This is a genomic window from Oceanobacter sp. 3_MG-2023, from assembly GCF_030688925.1.
GTDB lineage: Bacteria > Pseudomonadota > Gammaproteobacteria > Pseudomonadales > Oceanobacteraceae > Oceanobacter.
Map to the genome: position 1 here is coordinate 34845 of NZ_JAUYVX010000009.1, position 21521 is coordinate 56365.

Annotated in this window: 13 protein-coding genes; 5 read left to right on the forward strand and 8 right to left on the reverse strand. The window is 52.1% G+C overall.

The genetic code is table 11. The annotated features are described in order from the left end of the window. Positions 1 to 5 precede the first annotated feature (5 nt). The 4 genes from Q8W32_RS09635 to Q8W32_RS09650 form a co-directional block, all read right to left on the reverse strand. The gene (locus Q8W32_RS09635; protein WP_305414709.1) at positions 6 to 1043 is read right to left on the reverse strand and encodes a Fic family protein; all 1038 of its coding nucleotides are present in this window, start codon (positions 1041 to 1043) and stop codon (positions 6 to 8) included. 68 nt (positions 1044 to 1111) lie between these two features. Then, complete coding sequence (locus tag Q8W32_RS09640; protein WP_305414711.1) at positions 1112 to 2962, reverse strand: site-specific DNA-methyltransferase; 1851 nt, start codon at positions 2960 to 2962, stop codon at positions 1112 to 1114. Positions 2963 to 3012: 50 nt separating this feature from the next. After that, positions 3013 to 3876, reverse strand: a complete 864-nt coding sequence (locus tag Q8W32_RS09645; RefSeq protein WP_305414713.1) for a DUF4391 domain-containing protein — start codon at positions 3874 to 3876, stop codon at positions 3013 to 3015. Further along, on the reverse strand, positions 3869 to 7120 hold the full coding sequence (locus Q8W32_RS09650; RefSeq protein WP_305414714.1) for a helicase-related protein: 3252 nt from the start codon (positions 7118 to 7120) through the stop codon (positions 3869 to 3871). Before Q8W32_RS09650 ends, Q8W32_RS09645 begins: the two co-directional genes overlap by 8 nt. Positions 7121 to 7917: 797 nt before the next feature. On the opposite strand from Q8W32_RS09650, the gene Q8W32_RS09655 reads away from it, so the two are divergent. From Q8W32_RS09655 to Q8W32_RS09670, 4 genes are all read left to right on the forward strand, one after another. After that, positions 7918 to 9252, forward strand: a complete 1335-nt coding sequence (locus Q8W32_RS09655; protein WP_305414715.1) for an MFS transporter — start codon at positions 7918 to 7920, stop codon at positions 9250 to 9252. Positions 9253 to 9528: 276 nt separating this feature from the next. Continuing rightward, positions 9529 to 11799: a glucosylglycerol-phosphate synthase gene (ggpS, locus tag Q8W32_RS09660; RefSeq protein WP_303433194.1), complete on the forward strand. Its 2271-nt coding sequence runs from the start codon at positions 9529 to 9531 to the stop codon at positions 11797 to 11799. Positions 11800 to 12037: 238 nt separating this feature from the next. Beyond that, positions 12038 to 12715 (forward strand): fatty acid desaturase CarF family protein, encoded by a 678-nt coding sequence (locus tag Q8W32_RS09665; RefSeq protein ID WP_303433192.1) that lies wholly within the window; start codon positions 12038 to 12040, stop codon positions 12713 to 12715. A 33-nt stretch (positions 12716 to 12748) separates the two neighbouring features. Beyond that, complete coding sequence (locus Q8W32_RS09670) at positions 12749 to 13660, forward strand: lysophospholipid acyltransferase family protein (RefSeq protein WP_305414717.1); 912 nt, start codon at positions 12749 to 12751, stop codon at positions 13658 to 13660. Between the two features lie 49 nt (positions 13661 to 13709). Here Q8W32_RS09670 and orn read toward each other — a convergent pair whose 3' ends face one another. From orn to Q8W32_RS09690, 4 genes are all read right to left on the reverse strand, one after another. Then, positions 13710 to 14258 carry an oligoribonuclease gene (gene orn / locus Q8W32_RS09675; protein WP_303433189.1) on the reverse strand — a complete coding sequence of 183 codons (549 nt, stop codon included), beginning with the start codon at positions 14256 to 14258 and terminating at the stop codon, positions 13710 to 13712. Positions 14259 to 14317: 59 nt separating this feature from the next. Beyond that, positions 14318 to 15517 (reverse strand): leucine-rich repeat-containing protein kinase family protein, encoded by a 1200-nt coding sequence (locus Q8W32_RS09680; protein WP_305414718.1) that lies wholly within the window; start codon positions 15515 to 15517, stop codon positions 14318 to 14320. A 160-nt stretch (positions 15518 to 15677) separates the two neighbouring features. Next, on the reverse strand, positions 15678 to 16613 hold the full coding sequence (locus Q8W32_RS09685; RefSeq protein WP_303433187.1) for a response regulator transcription factor: 936 nt from the start codon (positions 16611 to 16613) through the stop codon (positions 15678 to 15680). Continuing rightward, positions 16600 to 19992 (reverse strand): ATP-binding protein, encoded by a 3393-nt coding sequence (locus Q8W32_RS09690; RefSeq protein WP_305414719.1) that lies wholly within the window; start codon positions 19990 to 19992, stop codon positions 16600 to 16602. Before Q8W32_RS09690 ends, Q8W32_RS09685 begins: the two co-directional genes overlap by 14 nt. Positions 19993 to 20185: 193 nt before the next feature. Here Q8W32_RS09690 and urtA point away from each other — a divergent pair, with 193 nt between their 5' ends. Beyond that, complete coding sequence (gene urtA / locus Q8W32_RS09695) at positions 20186 to 21445, forward strand: urea ABC transporter substrate-binding protein (RefSeq protein WP_303433185.1); 1260 nt, start codon at positions 20186 to 20188, stop codon at positions 21443 to 21445. Positions 21446 to 21521 lie beyond the last annotated feature (76 nt).

A 21521-nucleotide genomic window follows, 5' to 3' on the forward strand; every position in this document is an offset into this window, starting at 1 on the left:
ATAAGTCATAAGATTTTCCTGCCTTCAGCAATATTCAGTAGTTCCGGAAAGCACAAAACCGCCGCTCGTCGGCCGCTTCCTGGGCGCAGTTCCTGCAAGATATTCGCGCTCTTAAGCTGCCTTAACAGGCTCATGGCCGTTGGTTTATGGATACCCGTTCGGGCTACCAGGTCGGTGGTTTCAAAAATGGGCTTATCAAAAATTGCATCCAGCAAATGCACGGTAAATTGTGAGCGGGTAATGTCATGGATCTGGACTTTCATGGTGTCGTACAGCGCCATAATACGCTTAACCTTGGCATTGTTATTTTTTGCCTGCTCAGTTATTGCCTGCAGAAAAAAAGCAATCCAACTGTTCCAGTCCCCTTCGCGGGAGATATTCTGCAGGCGCACGTAATACTCATCCCTGTGAGCCTCCAGGTACGAACTCAAATAGAACATCGGCTGCGATAGTTTGCGTTTCTGGTACAGAAACAGGGGGATAAGAATACGTCCTATACGGCCATTGCCGTCTTTAAAAGGGTGTAACAACTCAAATTGCGCGTGCACCACCGCTGTCTGTAGCAGCACATCGATATCTTCAGACGCCATATAGCTCTGCCAGGCTTCCAGGTGATCCAGCAATTGCAGTGGGTTGGGCGGCACAAAGGAGGCTTGCTCCAGCGTGCAACCATAGCGGCCTATCCAGTTTTGTTCCTTGCGAAAATCGCCGGGCGTTTTATCCTGCCCTCGAACACTCGTGAGCAGAATTTTATGCAGTTCGCGAACAAAGGAGAGCGTAACCGGGCGCTCATCCAAATAGTAATGAGCCGACTGCAGGGCTTCACGGTAATTGATAATTTCCTGAATATCTTTGGCTTTTTCACCCTCTTTGAGAATACCGGCTTCCTGCTCCAGTACCTCGTCAACCGTGGCCTGGGTGCCTTCAATTTTTGAGGAGAGCACCGCCTCTTCGTTGGTCAATGGCGAAAGCATAATCGATGGGTTCACTATGCCCTGCAATAGCCCATCGTAACGGGCTAGCTCGGCATTGGCATCGCCCACTACCGCAAACAGGCGCTGATAATCCAGCCCCTGCAGGGGCAAGGTATCTGGTTGGTAAGGCTTCATATTTACAAGCTCCTTACGTCTTCAATACTCGCCTGCTTGAGAATCTGTACCGCGTTGGTTTTTACTACATCGTCGGCAAAACCGGCGTCTTTAAACACGACCCGCATGATTTCCGGGTTCAGTTCGTCTTTGAGCTTTGCAATGCCTTCTGCTACTTCCGTTGTGATGTCATCCGACAGGCAGATCATCAGCGCGCCCATACCAATATCAAAGACCTTGTGGCCCGCCACGCTGTGCTCAGTGATCGGTAAGGTCAGATCCAGACCGTACTTCAGCAGCACCTCGTAGAGCACATCGTCTTCTTTTCGATCCGGTTTGATATTGGAAACCTGATCTTCCAGGTCTTGCTCGGTCAGATCAAAGTCCAGCTCCCAGGGTTTGATATTGGTGGAGTCGAGTTTGAATACTTTAAAGCCAAGGTCGCCTTGGTAATCTGGGTTTTCTTCTTTGATTTTGCCAGATACACGCCGGATACGCTCCTTCCCTATTTCAGCTATGGTTCTATACCCAGACTTAAAAGCCTCAGATTTTTCATCAGTAATTTCGGGAAGTTGAATTAATATAAATTTTCTACTTCCACCATCTTCTATATTCAGATCAAAAATAGAATGAGCTGTACTACCAGAACCAGAAAAAAAGTCTAAAACCAAGTCATCATTCTGAGTACAAATATTAGAAATATGTTTAATAGTGACGGAAGGTTTCGGATGACTAAATACCTTTGGAGCAATAATTTTTGCTATTTCCGAAGACCCATCTTCATTCATTCCATGCGAGTCCCACCAAGATTCAGCTTTCTTACGCATCGAAGACCTTTCCTTTAGAAACTTCTTCTGTATGGGACGACCATTACCAGATTTCCCAAAGATAATTCTCCCTTCAGATATTCTCTTCTTAACCTCTTCCTCACTGAACACCCAGTATCTTCCTTGTGGAGGAAGGAAACCCTCTCCTGTTTCTGGATTAATAATTTCAAAATATGGTCCGACGTGATTTGCAGACAAGTCAGAGGTCGTCCAAGGCCCCTTTGGATCGTCATCAGAATTTGAGTACGTTTTTTCGATGAACTCATCAGACAATGGAAAACCTAGTAGACAATTATCAGAGGCTATTCTTGAATAAACTAAAAAATAGTCGTGAACAGGTGGAATATAGCCCATATTATTGCCATTTGTTTTTTTCTTCCAAACAATCGTCCCGAGTCTGTTTTCTTCACCAAAAATCTCATCACAAATATTTATTAAATTCGAAACTTCAACCTCATCAATACTTATAAATATAACCCCATCATCCTTCAGCAGATTCCTTGCCAACTTCAGGCGCGGATACATCATATTTAACCAGTCGGTATGATAGCGCCCACTGGTTTCGGGGTTACTGGATAGGTTGCGCCCTTCACCATCCACCTGACCGGTGATTTCCTTATAGTTTTTGATATTGTCTTTAAAGTTATCTTTGTAAACAAAATCCTTGCCTGTGTTATAGGGAGGATCGATATAGATCATCTTCACTTTTTTGTGATAGCTCTTCTGCAAAAGCTTAAGCACTTCCAGGTTATCGCCTTCAATAAACAGGTTCTGCGTACTGTCCCAGTCAACCGATTCTTCTTTGCAGGGGCGTAAGGTGCCTGCGCTTGGGGTTTGTGCCAGCATGCGGGCTTTGGTTTTGCCATTCCAGGTAAAGCTGTAGCGCTCTTCGTGGTCATCAATATACTCGCCCAGCACGGTTTTTAGGGCATCAAAATCCACTTTGCCTTCGGTAAAGACTTCCGGGAACAGTGCTTTGAGTTTGCTGATGTTGTCGGCGACGATGTCCATGCTCTTGCTGTCCATTTCTGGAATGACCTTTTTCACTGTGTTTCCTCGTATTCTTTTGCTTTTGGCTTCTGCTTGCTGCAATTCGGTTACAGGGTTTCGGCAATCTGCTTGAGCCGCTGTTCCTGCTGTTTAATCTGGGTATTTAAAACCACCTGCTGGCTAAACTCGGCCTGTTTGATCTGGGTGCGCAGTTTTTTTATGTCCTGCTCAATTTGGTGGTACTGCTGCAATTGTTGCCGTTGTTGTTCCGCCGCTTTGCCATTCACCACACTGAAGTGCCCGCTTATGACAGCACACTGAAGCGCCAGAACACGATCCATCAGTGCGCGATAGAATTGCCAGAAGTTGCTGTGGGGCAAGGCGGTAAAGTTCAGGCTGTTTAAAAATGCCTGCCCGTTATCTGAAGTGGCGGTTAACGGTAGCCAGGGCGTTAGCTGTAATTCTTCGATCACCCACTTTTCTTTATCGGCTTTGTTGATGCGTTTATCTGCAACGCAGACAGCCAGTTGTTCGTTGACGTGTTCGTTTACCTGCTCTTTTACCTCAGGTTCGCCATTTGATGCCGGCCCTTCGTTTTCAGAGACCACCCAAAAAATGACGGTAGGGTAAGGGATCGCCCGGTTGATCAGTTGGCCGAGTCGTTCAGCGCTTTTGGTATTGCTTAATTCCACCTGCAGAAAGGCCAATTCGTCATAGTCACGCAGATCGTCTCTGTAGGGCGCGATATTGATGGTGCTGGGCTTTAGGGTGTAGAGCCAGCGGATTTTTTCAACATCGTCTTTTAATGCCTTTTTGTCTTTGGCGTCCAGGTTGGCGTGCTCCTGAAACATCTTTTTGTACAGGGTTTTATTAAGCACACAAGCACTGGGCACATTCAGGCTACGCAGAAACATCTCGAACTGCGCTGGCTCTCTCAGACTTAACCCCTTTTCCAAGTCTGTCTCAGCCATGCTTGTCTCTCGGATCGCTATCCACCAGAACCAGATAAGACACCACCATAAAGTCTTCGATTCCTTGACTGGAGCTGGCTGTTAGTACGGTACCGCCTTTGGTAAACAGGCTTTCAATGCCTTTTTCTTCACTCTTACCGGCAATGCTGTCTACAGCGGTGGCCAGCAAATGCTGGATGTGACTCATATCTTGTCCATTATCTGTAGTGCGGTTGACCTCGGCGATAGCGGGCTGGTCGAGCGTCTTGTGTTTGAAGGCTTCTCGTTTCAGCAGGTCGAGTATTTTTTTGCTTTGCGTGAAGTTCAGGTCAACCGCGGTATTGTTGTCAGTATCACCTGCTACGTACACCAAAAAATAAGGTGCCAGCGGGTAGTTTTCATTCACTTGAACGGCTTCTTTGCCACTGCGTATATTCTTCAGGCAAAAGATCACTCCCGGCTTAATGCCATCGGCGACCAGGTCGGCATCGATACTGACGGCGGCATACAGTCCGAACGGGGCTTGCTCCAGGGCTGCCAAGTGGGCTTTGTCGTTCATCTCGTCGGACAGGTCCATGCGAAAATCATTCAAGGTGAGGTCAGTAATGGATACGCCACCGCTCATGTCTTCGAGGTCGACGACGGTATCTTTCAGTTGCTGTAGCTGGTTACGCCGGTATTCCAAATCGTTCATTTCTTTGGCGTTGTCGTCGATGACGTTTTCCTCACCGGTGGCAGAGATATCCAGCAGTACCATGCGCCCGGATACACGGGCTTCCAGGTTGATGTATTCATCCAGCTCCATATTGGGCCAGAAGTTGATCAGCTGGATTTGCGTGTTTTTACTACCAAGTCGATCGATACGACCAAAACGCTGAATGATACGTACCGGGTTCCAGTGGATGTCGTAATTGATCAGGGTATCGCAATCCTGCAGATTCTGACCCTCACTGATGCAATCGGTGGCAACCAGTAAATCCAGCTCGGTAGTGGCTGTTGGATCTATCTTGTTGCGCTCTTTGGATATGGGGGAAAAGGTGGTCAGCATCGTGTTCAGGTCGGAGCCTAAACCCGGAATCGTGGTTTTATTGGTACTGCCGCCCGTCACCAGTGCGCTGTGTATGCCCAGCTCGGTTTGTGCCCAGTGTGCTAATTGGGCATAGAGGTACTGAGCGGTGTCGGCAAAAGCCGTAAATACGATGATTTTTTTATTACCTGGGTTCAGTGGATTGGTCACTTTACTGGCAATGGTCTGTTTTAACTGTCCCAGTTTGGCATCACGAGCCGCATTGACACTTTGCGCGGTTTCCGCGATGTGTGTCAGGAATACACGGTCGGCTTCCAGTTCCTGCCGGAAGCGGATCAAATCCATATCTTGCAGCAGTACTTTGGTTTTGTTGCCCACCATGTAACTTTCCAGTTCGGTGGATTCCAGTTCAACGTCGTGGATGTCTTCGATATTCAGCTCGGTCAATTCGTCTGATTCGTGGGCATCGATTTTGGCCAAAAGGCGATCCACCTGTTGCGCCAGTTTAGTGGCTGTCAACGTGAACGAATGAATTGAGCTTTCCATGCGTTTGAGCAAATTGACGCGTAGCAGGTGGATCAGACTTTCTTCGCGGTCTACCTGTTTGAAGACCCCTTTGCCTGCACCGACGGCTTTATCGTAACGGCGGGCGTATTCGGCTTTTTTGGCTTCTCGCACAAACTTAAGCGGGGAATATCCTGCCAGGGACAAGCGCCGAATGGTTTTGTTGACTTCTTTTAACGGCGGAAACTCATCCGAGGCATCGATGTCGGCATAGATGTTTTGGGGGGGCAAGCGCGTCGGGAAACGACCAATATCTTCGGTGCCGTAGTACTTTTCTATGTGTTTGCGCGAACGGGCAATGGTCACGATATCGAGCAGTTTGAAATAATCGAAACTCATAATGTCGAGTAACGCCGCGGTGGTGCGCTTTTCGACCGGTTCATTCACCCATTGATTAAACTGTTTTTGAGCAAGCCGTAAAGTGGATTCAATATTTTTGATGCCCTGTTCTATAAAGGCATCATCCCGACCTTCGGTAATAAAGGCGACCTGATTCTTCAGGTCGGTCATGCGACTGTTGACAGGGGTGGCCGATAGCATCAGTACTTTGGTTTTCACCCCGGAGCAAATAATGTCATTCATCAAGCGTTCGTAACGACTTTTACCTTTGGCCTTACTCGGTGTATTGCGGAAGTTATGCGATTCATCAATAACGACCAGGTCATAGTTGGCCCAATTTAATGTCTCCAGGTTGATCTCGCCGGAGTAGCCATTCAGGCGACTCAGGTCGGTGTGATTCAAGACGTCGTAATTAAAACGATCTGCCTCAAGTAGGTTACGTTTGTCGTTAACCGTGTACATCGTCCAGTTGTCGCGGAGCTTTTTCGGACACAAAACCAGTACTCGATCGTTGCGCAGTTCGTAGTACTTAATGACCGCCAAGGCTTCAAAGGTTTTACCCAGGCCCACGCTGTCGGCAATAATGCAGCCGTTGTGTTTTTCGAGTTTGTCTATCGCTCCCAGTACACCATCTTTCTGGAATTTGTAGAGTTTGTTCCAGACCTGAGTGTCTTTAACGCCGGTTTTGCTGCGAATGATATTGTCTTCGTCAATGTCTTCCAGAAAGTCTTTGAATAGATGAAACAGTGTCAGGGTATAAATAAAACCGGCTGGTTGATCGGCAGCGATGGCGTTCAATCTGGCGATGATGTCATCTTTAATATCACGAAGACTCTGTGGATCAGCCCAGACGTTATCAAACCATGTCAGCAGCTGCCTGGTGCTCTCTGGGTCAGACAGCCCCATATTCATCTGTAATGCGTCGGAACGTACCTCACCCAGCCCGGTTGGGCTGAGCGTGGCACTACCGTTAATGGCAAAACTTTGCTCAGATGACCCTAGATGAATAATGTTCTGACCCGGCTGAGACCATACACTGGCTTTCACTTCGACCTTGTTCCCGAGCCATTGCGCAAACTCGCTGGCGATGCGTTTTTGTTGCAGCTGGTTCAGTAAGCGAACGTCTGATTCTGAGCCGACCAGGTTTTGCAGATTGAGTGAATCCCATTCGGTAAAAATAACCCTTGCTGACTCCAGCTGTTTCAGTTCGTGCTTCAGAGAAGCAAAACCGTACAGGGTAAACAAACTCGATAGAACAGAAAGCCTAGAGCCTGCAAAGGGGTGTTTTTTTAATTCGTTACCAACGTGGCCGCTGGTTTTGTTGTCCAGTAACACTCAATAAATTTCCTGTTATTGTCTTTTGTTTTTCTGTCTATCCTTCGATGCCTTGAGCTTGGATATTCAGAGTATAGCCACCTGAAAGAAGCAGCTATCTCTTTGCTGATGCCAGCATACGTTAAACCCTTTACTCATTGAGTTTGCGATACAATGTTCCCTTTCGATAGCCATTATTGACTCACTCGCTGGTGTTTACCGCCGTTATTTCAGGCTGTTGTATTACATATGGGCCAAAACGACAATTGATGAACGATATTATCACTAACTGTCAAGTCGCTTGAATGCAAACACTGGCTCGATGCGGAGTAAATGTAGTGCGAAAATCTTGGGGCTGACTTCCCTTTTTCTGTTAAGACGTTCTGAAAAATCCACCAGCAACCAAAGTCATCCCTAGAGGTAAAATACGGATAACCCGTCCGATATCTCTCAAAAAAACCGACTCTGGCGCCTCGCATTGTGGACAATACTGGCAATATGCCCTGTTTTAGGGCCATTCTAGGTCTTGTTTTCATTTCAGATGGCGGCACATATCCAACGCAACGACCATATTCTCAGTCAATCAGCTCCTTACCTGGGCAAGGGCAATCACCCCGATCCCTGGTGTACACGGGTACATTGCCATAACGAAGGTGGTGTCGGCCAATGGTCAATTCCCTGTGATGCAACCGCTAGATTCCCTGGTCGTTACACGGTCCAATCTGGCAGGCGACAAGTCAGCAAGACAGCCAGGTTTGTTTTCCCTGTTGTTAATCGTCAGCCATGAACGACACCCACATGAAAGGAACAACATTATTATGCTGCCGCTGATTATTCCTATTGGTTCACTGCTCCTTGGGGTATCCCTGCTGCTGTTCGGCAGTGGTCTGCTGAACACCTTGCTGGCCTTGCGGGGTGGCCTCGAGGGCTACAGTGACAGCCTGATCGGTTATATCAGTTCGGGCTATTTTGCCGGTTTTTTTGTCGGTTTTTATATTGGCCTGCCCATTCTGCGCCGCATTGGTCATATTCGGGCATTTGCGCTCTGTGCTGCCATTGCCGCTGCGGTTGTGTTGTTGCACAGCTTGCTGGTCAATCCGATCGCCTGGATTTTGCTACGAGTCGTCACCGGGGCAGTACTGGTGATTCTGTACACCATTATTGAAAGCTGGCTCAACAACCAGACACCACAACAGCAGCGTGGTCAGGTGTTTGCGATTTATATGGCCGTTAACCTGGTCTCCTTGGCGCTGGCGCAGCAACTCTTGCAGCTCGACAGCCCGGCCAACTTTACCCTCTTCGCGCTGGCGGCCATCTTGGTGTGTATCAGTCTGGTGCCGATTACCTGGACGCGTCTGGCCCAGCCATCGGTGTCGGAAGTGAAACGTTTTTCACCCAAAAGGCTGGTCAAGCTGGCACCGGTCGCTGTCGTTGGCGGCGTCTTTTCCGGTCTTGCGATGGGGGCTTTCTGGGGACTGATGCCGGTCTTTGGCCAGCGCATCGGCTTCGACAGCAGCCAGGTGGCCATGCTGATGTCGGCGACTATTATTGGTGGTGCTATCTTCCAGTACCCGCTGGGGCGCTATTCGGATCACCACGATCGCCGCCAGGTGCTGGCAATCACGGCTTCCGCCGGTGTGATAGCAGCCTTGCTGCTGTTTCTGCTACCGGCCTCCTATTGGTTGGTACTGTCGCTAATGGCTCTCTGGGGTGGTGCTGCATTCGCGGTGTATCCGGTATCCGTTGCGCATCTGGTCGACCATCTGGAACCTGGTGATATCCTGCCTGCCGGCAGTGCCTTGCTGCTGATTCATGGCATGGGTGCCGCAGCTGGCCCCGCTGTTGCAGGGACTCTGATGGAATATTACAGCCCGCTGGCACTGCTGCTGTTTTTTGTATTGGCTCATATGATGATTGCTGCTTATGCCTTTTACTCGCTGAAACGGCCACAAACCAAGGCCGATGACATTGAATCCGCCGCGCCGTTTGTACCCATGGTACGGACAACGCCTACCGCACTGGAAATGCTGCCGGAAGATGACATCGACGACAGCGAGCCGACAGCGGATACATCCGCAGTGGATAACACAGAGGAACCGGGCAGTTCCACGAAGCCAGATGAACCACCGTTAACCCAGCCTCCAACCTCGTGAGCAGGGCGGAGGCCACAGAACAACGAACCTTATCCGACAAAACGTAACAAAAGAAACATACAACAGAGATACACAAACGCATTCAGGAACACCGTCACTCGGCCAGTTATTACAGCAAGCGCAGTTTGACCGGTTGTTCCACATGGCCCGAGCCAAGGCTCAGGCATCATGGCTGCAGAAGCCAATTAACCCGATGTCCAAGACGACATCACGACCAGTCAACCAGGGCCGCCCATCGTTCAAGATGAACCCAGCCCCGGAAGGAGAATACGCACGATGTTACTTGCCACAGACCTTGATGGTACTTTTTTGTCCGGCAACCCGGACGATCGCCAACAGCTTTATCACCTGATCAATCACCACCCCGATATCCGCCTGGCTTTTGTCACCGGCCGCGGCATCGAAATGGTTCTGCCACTGCTATCTGATCCGTCCATTCCCCAACCGGATTACATTATCTGTGATGTGGGTGCCACCATAGTGGATGGAGAAACCCTGCAACCCATTACTCATATCCAGGGAGAAGTGGAACAAAACTGGCCGGGGGAGCTGGCAGTACTGAATGCACTGGAACCCTTTACCGAGCTGCAACGTCAGGATGTCCCCCAGGAACGTCGTTGCTCCTTCTATTGCGAGCAAGACACCCTGTCTGATGAATTAAAAGCCGCGGTCAGTCAGCTGGGCTGCGACCTGATGTATTCTTCCGACCAGTATCTGGATATTTTGCCTCGTGGAGTCAACAAGGGCACCACCCTCGACAGCCTGATCGAATGGCTGGAGCTGAGCCAGGATCAAGTGCTGATTGCTGGCGACAGCTTTAATGATCTGGAAATGATTGAGCTCGACTACCCGTCTGTCTGTGTCGGCGGCTCCGAAAGCCGTCTGCTGGAAGCCACCGAGCGCAGCACCATGGTCTACCACGCAGAAAAAGCCGGTTGTGGCGGCATTATTGAAGCCTTCAATCATTTTGGCTTTCTGGGTATGGCCGGTGTCGAAGCAGAATCCCGCGAAGAACAACAAACCGGCAAGTCCGACCTGGTGGTTGTTTACCACCGCCTGCCGTTTGAAGAAAAAGTAGAAGACGGTGTGATGGTCGAACGGCCGCCATCCTCCCCCAACGGTATTATCCCGACGCTGCTGAGCTTTTTTGGTGACGGCAAACCCGGCTCCTGGGTTGCCTGGTCGACGGTCGACCCCGAGACCCCTGGTTACAAAACCCGCAGCCCGGTTGACGCTGTCAAATACCCCAAACTGATGACGGCCCGTGTTGCCCTGACGCCTCATGAAGTGGATATCTTCTACAAGAAGTTCTCCAAGGAAGCCTTCTGGCCAACACTGCATACCTTCTGGGAGCGCGCCACCTTTCTTGAAGAAGACTGGCTGGTGTACCTGGAAGTCAATCGCCTGTTTGCGGAACGAGCCGCCGCCGAAGCCGCCGAAAACGCCGTTGTCTGGATCCACGACTACAACCTCTGGATGGTGCCGGCTTTCCTGCGCGAACTGCGTCCCGACGTCACCATTGCCTTTTTCCACCACACCTACTTCCCGTCTGCCGACGTCTTCAACGTAGTGCCATGGCGTCGTGAGATTATCGGCAGCCTGCTGCAGTGCGATTTTATCGGCTTCCATATTCCACGCCAGTCAGAAAACTTCGTCGATGTTGCCCGTGGGGTTACGCCGATCAAGGTGCTGGAAAAACAGAACTGTGCACCGCGCTTCATGACCTACGGCTGTGCCGTCGGTCTGGAAGAAATGACCTCCGTTATCAAGGTTCATGGCCGCATCATTCATCTGGGTGCGCATCCGGTAGGGCTGGATCTTGGCCGTATTACCCATGCGCTCGACAAGCCGGAAATCCAGACACAAATCCGCCAGCTCAAACAGGAGCTGGAAGGCACCCGGGTCTTGCTGTCTGTCGAACGCCTTGACTACACCAAGGGGATTCTGGAAAAACTGCTCGCTTTCGAACGCTTGCTGGATGAACACCCAGAGCTGATTGGCAACGTCACCCTGGTCACTATCTGTGTTCCTGCCGCTGCCGAGATGACCGTTTACGCCGAACTGCAGGTGGATATCGAACAGGCCGTCGGACGCATCAACGGCCGCTTTGCCCAAATCGGCTGGACACCCTTGCAGTTTTTCTTCCGCAAAGTGCCGTTTGAACAACTGGTTGCCTATTACGCCATGGCCGATGTGATGTGGATTACCCCTCTGCGCGATGGCCTGAATCTGGTAGCCAAGGAATACGTTGCCACCCAAGGAATGGTCGACGGAGCCGGAGTGCTGGTATTGTCAGAATTTGCCGGTGCCGCTGCCGAACTGCGTGGAGCGCTACTTACCAACCCTCACTCACCCCATGAACTGGCCGACAGCGCCTGGCAAGGGCTGGTGATGGATGAAGCCGAAGCACGCTCTCGTATACGGGATGCGTTTGACGCCGTACAACACCATGATATCGAACGCTGGGGGCACGACTTCCTCGACGCTGTAGAAGGCGCACGACTGGCCAACCTTGAACAAGTCAGCGAGGACAATCAGCCCGCCTGATCGCAATACCACCACACAGACCAACGTCACCTTCGTTTCGACCGGCAGGTCAAGTAACCTGGCCTGCCGGTTTGTAATATGCCAATCCGCTCGATACTATAGAGCGCTTATTGACCAGCCCATATGGAAAGTCCTGACCTTGCCTGGATCCCGGATCTCCCCAAAGATAAAGCCCTCTGCCGCCAATAACGGGGTTACAGGTAACAAGTTATTGCACTACGGTGCGGTGAGCTTGTGCATGACCCTGTATTTCTGTTTGCTGGTCGGTATTGCGACGTCTGGCGAGATAACTCTCTGGGCTGTCCCGGTCATTTTTCTGGCGATTTATCTTGCCGACCTGTTGTCTGGCGTCGCCCATTTTATTCTCGATTATCGGCGCACTACGCCAAACTCTGGCCTCAAGGAACTGTACTTTTATCAAGGCAGTAAAGGCTCGGAGGAATATCTCAAACAACGCACTGCGGTGATGAAAAAGATTTCACCACTGGAAACCATTGTCTTTGATTTCAAGGTTCACCACCTTAGCCCCGGCGCACTGGGCCGCCGCAGTTTCCTGCGGCTGATCATGCCCGCGATGTATTTTGTCACCCTGCCAGCCACCGTGTCGTTACTGTTGCTGCACACCCTCGACTGGATCGGCTCCCTGACGGCCTTGTTTGGCTGGACGTTGATCGGTGCCCTGATGCTGACCCAATACGCACACAGTTGTGCCCATCGGCCCAAACTTTCCCTGCTGGTGCGAGTCCTGCAAAAAACCAGACTGTTTATGACAAAAGAGCAGCATCAATCCCACCATCTCGACCTTGGCGTCGACTTCTGCATTCTGAACGGTTGGGCCAATCCGGTTGTTAATCGCATTTTCCGCTTTTGCCGCAAACACGGCTGGGTGTTCGAAGATGGGCTGGAGCCAATTTAAGCCGTTGCCTGGCCACACCACCGAGTACACCTTATGACCACTTATCTTCAGCGTTATCTGCTGCGCCCGCTACTCTGGTTATTGGCTTCAGTGCTGGTGGGTTTGATCCGGATAATGGGCCGGGCCAGAATACAGAAAATCAGCCGCTACGCCGCCACCGGCCCCATCCTTGCCCGACTGACACGCCTGCTGTTGGCCAAAAAAAACCATTACCTCGACAACAACCTGCAACGCCTGTTGCCTGATGCCAGCGTCGCCCAGCGCCAGCATATCCGTCACCGCTATTACGCCAATATGCTGCTCACCGCCACCGAATCCCTCACCATGGATGGCAACGAACGGCAACGAACACAGATAGAAGGGCTGCAACACGTACAGCGCGCCAAAGACCAGGGACAAGGAATATTATGGGTCAGCGGCCATATCAATAACTGGGAAATGAACCGCCGGATTATCGAGCAACTGGGATTTCCAGCCTGGGAGTTGTACCGCGACTTTGCCGATACCCGTTTTGATTACCTGAGTTTTAACCGGCGTTTTCGGGTCGGCCCGAGAATGATTTCGACCAACCGTACCGGTGAACTGATCCAACATCTGAAAAACGGTGACAACGCCCATATTCTGATCGACATCAAGGTCAAGAAAGGCCGTAACGGCCAACAAATCGACTTTGCCGGACAGCCCGCCTGGACCTCAACCTTTGCCGCTGAAATGGCTTTGCGTCATCACATGGCACTGATTCCGACCTACACCCTAAGAACCAACGATGGCCAGTACCGTCAGGTATTTGAGCCATCACTGACCCCGACACAGGCCGTCGCTGACGACCAGCTGCCGGCACAAGCCCGCCAAATCACCGAGCGTATCAACCAGTCCCTGGCCAACCAGCTCAAGCAGGACCCGGCCAGCTGGCTGTTATGGGATACCAACCGCTGGGGGCCATAGTCTAGTCTCTGCTCTGACTGGCTCGGACACCTGACCTTGTGATGCGCCCTTATTCCGGCAAACGGAGAAAATGCTCGCGATAATGCGCCAGCTCCGCAATGGACTCACGAATATCATCCAGCGCCTGATGACTGCCCGCCTTGTCGAACGAAGACACCACCGACGGCGACCAGCGCTTGGCCAACTCTTTCAGCGTACTGACATCCAGGTTGCGATAATGGAAAAACGCTTCCAGCTCCGGCATGTATTTGACCAGAAAACGACGGTCCTGATGGATACTGTTGCCACACAAGGGCGAGGTTCCGGCTTTGACATGCTGTTTGAGAAACGCCAGCGTCCGCTGCTCGGCCTCGCGACAACTGATCGGACTGTTGGTGACTCGCTCCACCAGCCCTGAATTACCATGGGTACGCGTATTCCACTCATCCATGGCATCCAGCAGAATCGCAGGTTGATGAATCGCCATCACCGGACCTTCGGCAATCAGATTCAGCTGACCATCGGTCACAATCGTCGCGATTTCAATAATCACATCCTGCTCTGGCTCCAGACCGGTCATTTCCAGATCCATCCACACCAAATTGTCTTGCTGACTCATGTTGTTTTTCCTGTGTTCATTCAATGACCGGAGTCTAGCAGGTTGTTGAAAAGCGGTGTTTATGGAATCAGGCCGTGCAGGTCATCAATAAAATGATCCAGGGCGCGGCGTTCAATGGTGCGAATGCCTTGTTTCTGCGGCGCCGACAAATACTCATACCGGGAAGCCGCACCAAAATCCCCAAACAGGATATTACCCTCGGCATCAATCAGGGTGTTATGGGCATACAAATCACCATGACACACTTCAGCCTGTTCCAGGTGCGACACAATACTGCGCATTTGCCTAACCATATGCTCGACTTGCCGGGAAGAAAAACGCTGCCCCTGGGTAAAGGTATCCCGGGTACAACTTTGTAAACTGGGTGGCTGGCCAAGATTCTGGTAATGGGCCGGAATCAGTTCCATCACCAATGCGCTCATATTGTTTGCGTTGATACGGGCCATCGCCGTGACAAGATTTTTATGGGCGGGCACCGACAAACAGGCATCCAGTTCATCCTCAGGATAGCCATCACTGGTCACATCGCCGTGAAAAACCTTTACCGCAACCCATTGCTCTGACTGCAATATCTCTTGTTGCTCCAGCGATTGCCAATAAGCCCGGGAAATAATTCCAGAAGCACCTCGTCCCAAGGTCTCGGTCAAGGCCAGCGCTTCAGCGTCCACCAACGGAAAATCGGCATGTGTTTGCCTTGGTGCACAAAAAGGATTACCGGCAAAAGCGAACCAGGCGAGCTTGGGTAACGTTAAGGTAACCGCCGGAAATTCTGCCAGTTGGTTGGCAGAGATACGCAACAAGCCCAACTGGGTTAACTGTTGGAAGCTGTCTGGCAAAAACCCGATTCGGTTACCCGCCAAAGCCAGCTTTTCCAGCTTGCCTAACGACCCGATCGATTCTGGCAGACGTACGATGTCATTATCCGTCAGAATCAACCACCGCAGAGTTCGTGGTAAACAGGTCTCGGAGAGGTGATGGATCTGATTGTGTTTGAAACCAACAATTTCCAGCGCGCTACAGCCACCAATACCCTCAGGAAAATGCTGAAAATTATTATTCGAGGCAAACAATATTTTCAGATGACGCAGGCGCGACAAGTCATCGGGCAAAGCGGTCAGCTGATTATCAGAAAGATCCAGCACTTCCAGACTGTCGGCCAGGGTAAAAATTTCTTCCGGAAAGGTCTCCAGCGCTTGTGTCAGCTTCAGATGACGACAGCCTTTCAACTCACCATTACGTAACTGTTCAAGGGTTTGCACACCAGCTTCCTTTAATGACTGTTGCTGCTCACTCTATCCATTTGATTTACAAGAGCAAGTTTATACGTTGTCGCTCAGGGAACCATTCGTACACAGTCACCGGGAAACAGGATTCTCAGCCCTCGATCCCTCTGGTGGTTTGCCCAAATGCCACAGGAACTCACAACCGGCTCAGATACCCCAGGCTGAGCGCGGCAGCCGAGGTGCGGTTCTCAACCCCCATTTTACGGAAGACCGTTTCAAGGTGCTTGTTGACCGTGCGCGGGCTCATGGTCAGGATGCGGCCGATTTCCTGGTTGGTTTTACCGCGCGACAACCACAGCAAGACTTCGGCCTCGCGTACCGTTAATTGAAAATGGTCACGCAGCGTCTGGCGCAGCGAGATTTCATCATCATCCACCAGCCGCAATAAATATTCGCCCGGTGCTGGTAAACCCAGAAATTTCACCAGAAACTGCCCTGCATTCTGCTCTACCCGGACTTGCTGAAAGCGTTCCGGAGCACTGGCAAACCAGCTCGCCAACGCGGCACTGGTCGCCTCCTGAAACGCCTGTTCGGACAAACCGGATTTGGCCAAGACTTCGATGGTGCGGCTGGAACACCACAACAGCTGGCCGTGCACGTTACAGGCAAAGGTTGGCTGGCCAATTTCATTCAGCGAACCGATTGCCCGGCGCGTCTTGCGGGCATTGCTGATATGAACCTGCACCCGGGCCAGCAATACATCCAGATTCACGGGTTTGGTGACATAATCCACGCCGCCGGATTCCAGCCCTCGGACCACATCCATGCTGTCGCTTAACCCGGTCATAAAGATCACGGGAATACCTTCGAGATCAGGATCTTTTTTTAACGCCTCACAGGCTTCAAAGCCGTCCATATTCGGCATCATGGCATCCATTAGAATCAGGTCGGGCATCATTCTTTCGGCCACGGCGAGGGCTTGCAAACCATCCATGGCCACCAACACCGTATACCCGGCCTGCACGAGCATTTCATTCAGCATGCCCAGTGAACCAATGGTGTCATCAGCAATCAGTACCACTCCCTGGGTACTGCTTCCCGATGCCGTGACGCTGACGCTATGTTTCATCATTGATCACCTTCTTGGTCAGTGTGATTAGCTCATCGAACCGGAAGGCCGAGAGGTAGTGTCGTACTCGTCGCAGCATGGTCGCAGCAGCGCCCCGCTGCTCCATCTGCTCAAGCACGGCTTCCATGCCCACAATGTGCCCCACTTCGGCAGCCGCCAGCATTTCCCTCGCTTCTGATAACGTCATATCGACAGGGTCGGCACCCGACGGCGCACTCAGCTCAGATGCATCGTCGTCGTATTGCCATTGCAACTGCAGCACTCTGGCAACCATGTCCAGCAACTTGCGATCGCGGATCGGCTTGATCAGATAGCCGTTATTGAGTCGCTCCGCCGGATCACTGGCATCCCCCTGAGCCAATGCCGACTGCCGATCTTCGGCATCGGCGGAGACCATCACCACCGGGCTGCTGACGCCGTCGTTCCGCAGTTGGCGCAGCAATTGCCACCCGGTCATTCCCGGCATGGATATATCCATCAACAGCAAATCCACCGGCGTTTGTTGCAATACTCGGATGCAGGCACCGGCATCTTCTGCTTCCAGCACTTCGAAACCGACCGGAGTCAGGATCTCGCTGATCAGGCCCCGATGGGTAGGATCATCATCCACCACCAGCAAGGTTTTTTCTGCGCCCTGGTAACCAACAATCTTGCGCTCTGGTGCAATCCCCGGCTCCGGCAGTGCCACACTGGCGAGCATCATCGACAAACGGAACACACTGCCCTGACCAAATTGGCTGTCGACACTGATATCGCCTCCCATGATATCGGCCAGCAAGCGGGAAATGGTCAACCCTAGCCCGGTCCCTGGCGTTTGGGGGACACCGGGCTTGCGAATCCGCTCAAATGGCAGAAAAATCCGCTGCATATCGTGATTGCTGATGCCGGGGCCGCTGTCCGTCACCATGAATTCGGCCACCTGGCTGCGATAGCTGATACTCAGCGACACCGTCCCGGCCCGTGTAAACTTAACCGCGTTGGAAAGCAGGTTGATCAGGATCTGGCGCAGGTGCTTTTCGTCCGAACGGACAATCTGTGGCAGGTATGGGCACAACTGATAGTCAAAACGGACGCCCTTGTCTTCGGCTTGCAGCCGGAACATATCGACCAGCTCATCCAGTAACCGGTGCAGGTCAAACTCATCGCGGTGAATTTCCAGACGTCCTGCTTCGATACGGGAAATATCCAGCAATCCTTCGATCAAATCCGCCAGGTGGTCACCACTGCGATGAATCAGCTTCACCTTGTCCCGTTGCCGCCCGGAAAGCGTTTCGTCCTTTTCCAGCAGCTGGGCATAACCGATGATGGAATTCAGCGGGCTGCGCAACTCATGGCTGATGCCCCCGAGATAGCGGCTCTTGGCGCGATTGGCAGCCTCGGCCAGCTCCGTCGATTCCTGCAGGGCCCGGTCGGTGGCTTCGTGGGCAATAATTTCTTGTTGCAACAGCTCGGTTTGCCGCTGGGATTCGTTCAGCGCAAACAAACGGCTTTCGTTGGCCAGCACAAACAGCCAGATCAACACGCCGATGATAATCAGTAACAGCAGATAAACCTGCGCCAGCGTCCCGGCCAGCAGTGAATGCCCTTCGGCATAGGAGGGAATCTGCGCATACACCAGCCAGAACAGGCCCCCTACGATCGATCCGATAATCGCCATCAACCCGGAAAACTGCAGCAGCCTCGGGTTCATTCGTTCCACCATCCAAACGGGCAAGACCATTTCCAACAGTTGCTGAATCTGGTCGCTCAGTCGTGCGTTGTCTTTGCAAAGGTCGTGGCAACGGGATTCCAGCGTGCAGCACAAGGAGCAGATAGCGCCCTTGTACAACGGGCAGCTGGCAATGTCTTCGGCGTCAAAACGGTTATTACACACCACACACTCACAGACCGCGGAATCCTGGACAATGACATCCCTGGCCAGGTAATAACGTCCGCGTGTCAGTATCGCAATCAGAGGAGACACCAGCAGCGCGGTCGTTAATGCAACATAGGGTGATAACGCTTGAGCGACCGGGCCCAATACCCCCATAAAACTGATCACGCCAATGATCGAGGCCAGCACCATGGCACCGAAACCCACCGGGTTGATGTCGTACAGATAGGCCCGTTTGAATTCGATATGTTTGGGGCTTAGTCCGAGTGGTTTATTGATCACCAGATCGGCGACCAGCGCCCCGACCCAGGCCACCGCAACGTTGGCATAAATACCCAGAATCCGCTCCAGCGATTCATATACCCCCAGCATCATCAGCAGCAGCGCGATCACAACGTTAAACACCAGCCACACCACCCGCCCCGGGTGGCTGTGAGTCAGGCGGGAAAAGAAATTCGACCAGGCAATCGATCCGGCATAGGCATTGGTGACGTTGATCTTGACCTGACACAGCACCACAAACAGCCCGGTCATGGCCAGAATCGCCATGGGTGAGTCCGTCAGATAACCAAAGGCAATATAATAAATGCGAGTCGGGTCAGACGCCTCGGCAATCGACATGCCTGAACTCACCGCCAGTACCGCGAGGAATGACCCGGCCAGAATTTTCAACATGCCCACCACAATCCAGCCTGGGCCGCCCCCGATCAGTGCCAGCCACCAGCGCAAACGGTTTTTGGGCTGCGGCTCCGGCAGGAAGCGCAAAAAATCAACCTGCTCACCAATTTGCGCAATCAAGGCAAATACCACCGCCGATGCAGCGCCAAAATACATCAGGTCAAAATGCCCATCAGCTCCCTCGACGCCCTGAGCCTGCGACATTTCTCCCGGGTAATTCACCCATTCCAGCGCCACCGACCACTCTTGCCAGAGAATGAACACAAACGGCAGCACCTGCAGCACAATCCACAACGGTTGCGTCCACAGCTGAAACCGGCTGATAACGGTAATCCCGTGGGTTACCAGCGGAATCACCAGCAAGGAGCTGAACAGATACCCCGCCCACAGCGGCATACCAAACAGGATATCCATCGCCGAGGCCATGATGGCGGCTTCGATGGCAAAAAAGATAAAGGTAAACGAGGCATAAATCAGCGAGGTGACGGTCGAGCCGATATAACCGAACCCGGCGCCACGGCTGAGCAAATCGATATCCACCCCATAGCGGGCGGCGTAATAGCTGATCGGAATCGAGGTCAGAAAAATAATCGCCGACACCACCATGATGGCAGCAACAGCGGAATCAAAACCGTACATCAGCGTCACGGTGGCCCCAATGGCCTCCATCGCCAGAAATGAAATGGCGCCCAGTGCGGTATTGGAAACCCGGGCCGCTGACCAGCGGCGGGCATCTTTGGCAGTAAAACGTAAGGCAAAGTCTTCCAGTGTCTGGTTTGCGACCCAGCGGTTGTAACTGCGACGACTGGCATACGGCGACGGTTGCGACATGTCTGGTTTATATCCACGGCGATCGTATCGCCTTCCCGAATGAATCAAGACCATAACGACAAGCCTGGCTTGCGGGTATGCGTCAATGTACGTACATCGATGTCACAAGACGCGAATATCCATTCCCCGGCCGATGATGGATGCTGAATAACGTTCCTTACGCCAACAGCAGACCCCATGAAGAGGCCCAATTATGATTTCAAAATCAAGGAATTACGACTCAACCAGAGGTACACGCCGTACCCTGCTACGTCGCATGCTGGCCATTCCGGCCGCCCTGGCGCTGGCACACGTCAGCCTGCCAGCACTGGCTGACAGCGCCAACTCAACCGGCCTTGCCGTGACCGATAGCACCGTCACCGTCGGTATCCTGCACTCCATTACCGGCACCATGGCCATCAGTGAAACCGGTTCGGTACAGGCTGAAAAACTGGCCATCGACCAGATCAATGCCATGGGTGGCGTATTGGGTCGCCAGATTGTATATACCCAGGAAGACGGTGCCAGCGACTGGCCAACCTTTGCCGAAAAAGCCAAGAAACTGCTGGTCCGCGACAAGGTCGCTGCCGTGTTCGGCTGCTGGACCTCGGCTTCCCGCAAAGCCGTATTGCCCGTGTTTGAGCAATACAACGGCATGCTCTACTACCCGACCTTCTACGAAGGACTGGAGCAATCACCCAACGTAATTTATACCGGTCAGGAAGCCACCCAGCAAATTCTCGAGGGTCTCGACTGGGCGGATGATGCCAAAGACGCGAAAAAATACTTTTTATTGGGGTCTGACTACATCTGGCCACGTACCTCCAACAAGATTGCCCGCAAACACATTGAAAGTGTCCTTGGCGACAAAGTGGTTGGCGAAGAGTACTACCCGCTCGGACACACCCAGTTCAACTCGGTTATCAACAAAATCAAACTGAAAAAACCGGATGTCGTCTTTATCTCGGTGGTTGGTGGCTCCAACGTGGCGTTCTACAAGCAGCTGAAAGCCGCGGGCATCGACATGACCAAAGAGAAGCCGCTGTTCCTGACCATTTCCGTGACCGAAGACGAGATCCTCGGCATTGGTGGCGAGAACATCGATGGCATCTACGCCTCCATGAAGTACTTCCAAAGCCTGCCAAACGCCAACAACGAAGCGTTTGTTAAAGCCTTCAAAGCCAAATACGGCGACGACATTGTGATCGGTGATGTCACCCAGGCCGCTTACCTTGGCCCCTGGTTGTGGAAAGCCGCTGTTGAAAAAGCCGGTTCTTTCGATATCGACAAAGTCCGCGCCGCCTCTCCTGACATCGAGCTGACCACCGCTCCAGAAGGTTATGTCCGCATCCACGACAATCATCACCTCTGGTCCAAAACCCGTATCGGCCACGCCCAGCTGGATGGTCAATACAAGGTGGTTTACGAAAGCTCCGAGCTGATCGAGCCTAACCCGTTCCCTGAAGGTTACTAAGCCAGTGTTACCAGGCAAGTGACTCAGCAAGAACCGCAACAAGCGGCCCGCCAGGGCCGCTTCCCCTTCTGCTTAT

Bases quoted from the DNA above. Each gene is read 5' to 3' on its own strand.
- Q8W32_RS09645 (WP_305414713.1), bottom strand. From the start codon at position 3,876: ATGGCTGAGACAGACTTGGAAAAGGGGTTAAGTCTGAGAGAGCCAGCG.
- Q8W32_RS09655 (WP_305414715.1), top strand. From the start codon at position 7,918: ATGCTGCCGCTGATTATTCCTATTGGTTCACTGCTCCTTGGGGTATCC.
- ggpS (WP_303433194.1), top strand. From the start codon at position 9,529: ATGTTACTTGCCACAGACCTTGATGGTACTTTTTTGTCCGGCAACCCG.
- Q8W32_RS09665 (WP_303433192.1), top strand. From the start codon at position 12,038: ATGACCCTGTATTTCTGTTTGCTGGTCGGTATTGCGACGTCTGGCGAG.
- Q8W32_RS09670 (WP_305414717.1), top strand. From the start codon at position 12,749: ATGACCACTTATCTTCAGCGTTATCTGCTGCGCCCGCTACTCTGGTTA.
- orn (WP_303433189.1), bottom strand. From the start codon at position 14,258: ATGAGTCAGCAAGACAATTTGGTGTGGATGGATCTGGAAATGACCGGT.
- Q8W32_RS09685 (WP_303433187.1), bottom strand. From the start codon at position 16,613: ATGATGAAACATAGCGTCAGCGTCACGGCATCGGGAAGCAGTACCCAG.
- Q8W32_RS09690 (WP_305414719.1), bottom strand. From the start codon at position 19,992: ATGTCGCAACCGTCGCCGTATGCCAGTCGTCGCAGTTACAACCGCTGG.
- urtA (WP_303433185.1), top strand. From the start codon at position 20,186: ATGATTTCAAAATCAAGGAATTACGACTCAACCAGAGGTACACGCCGT.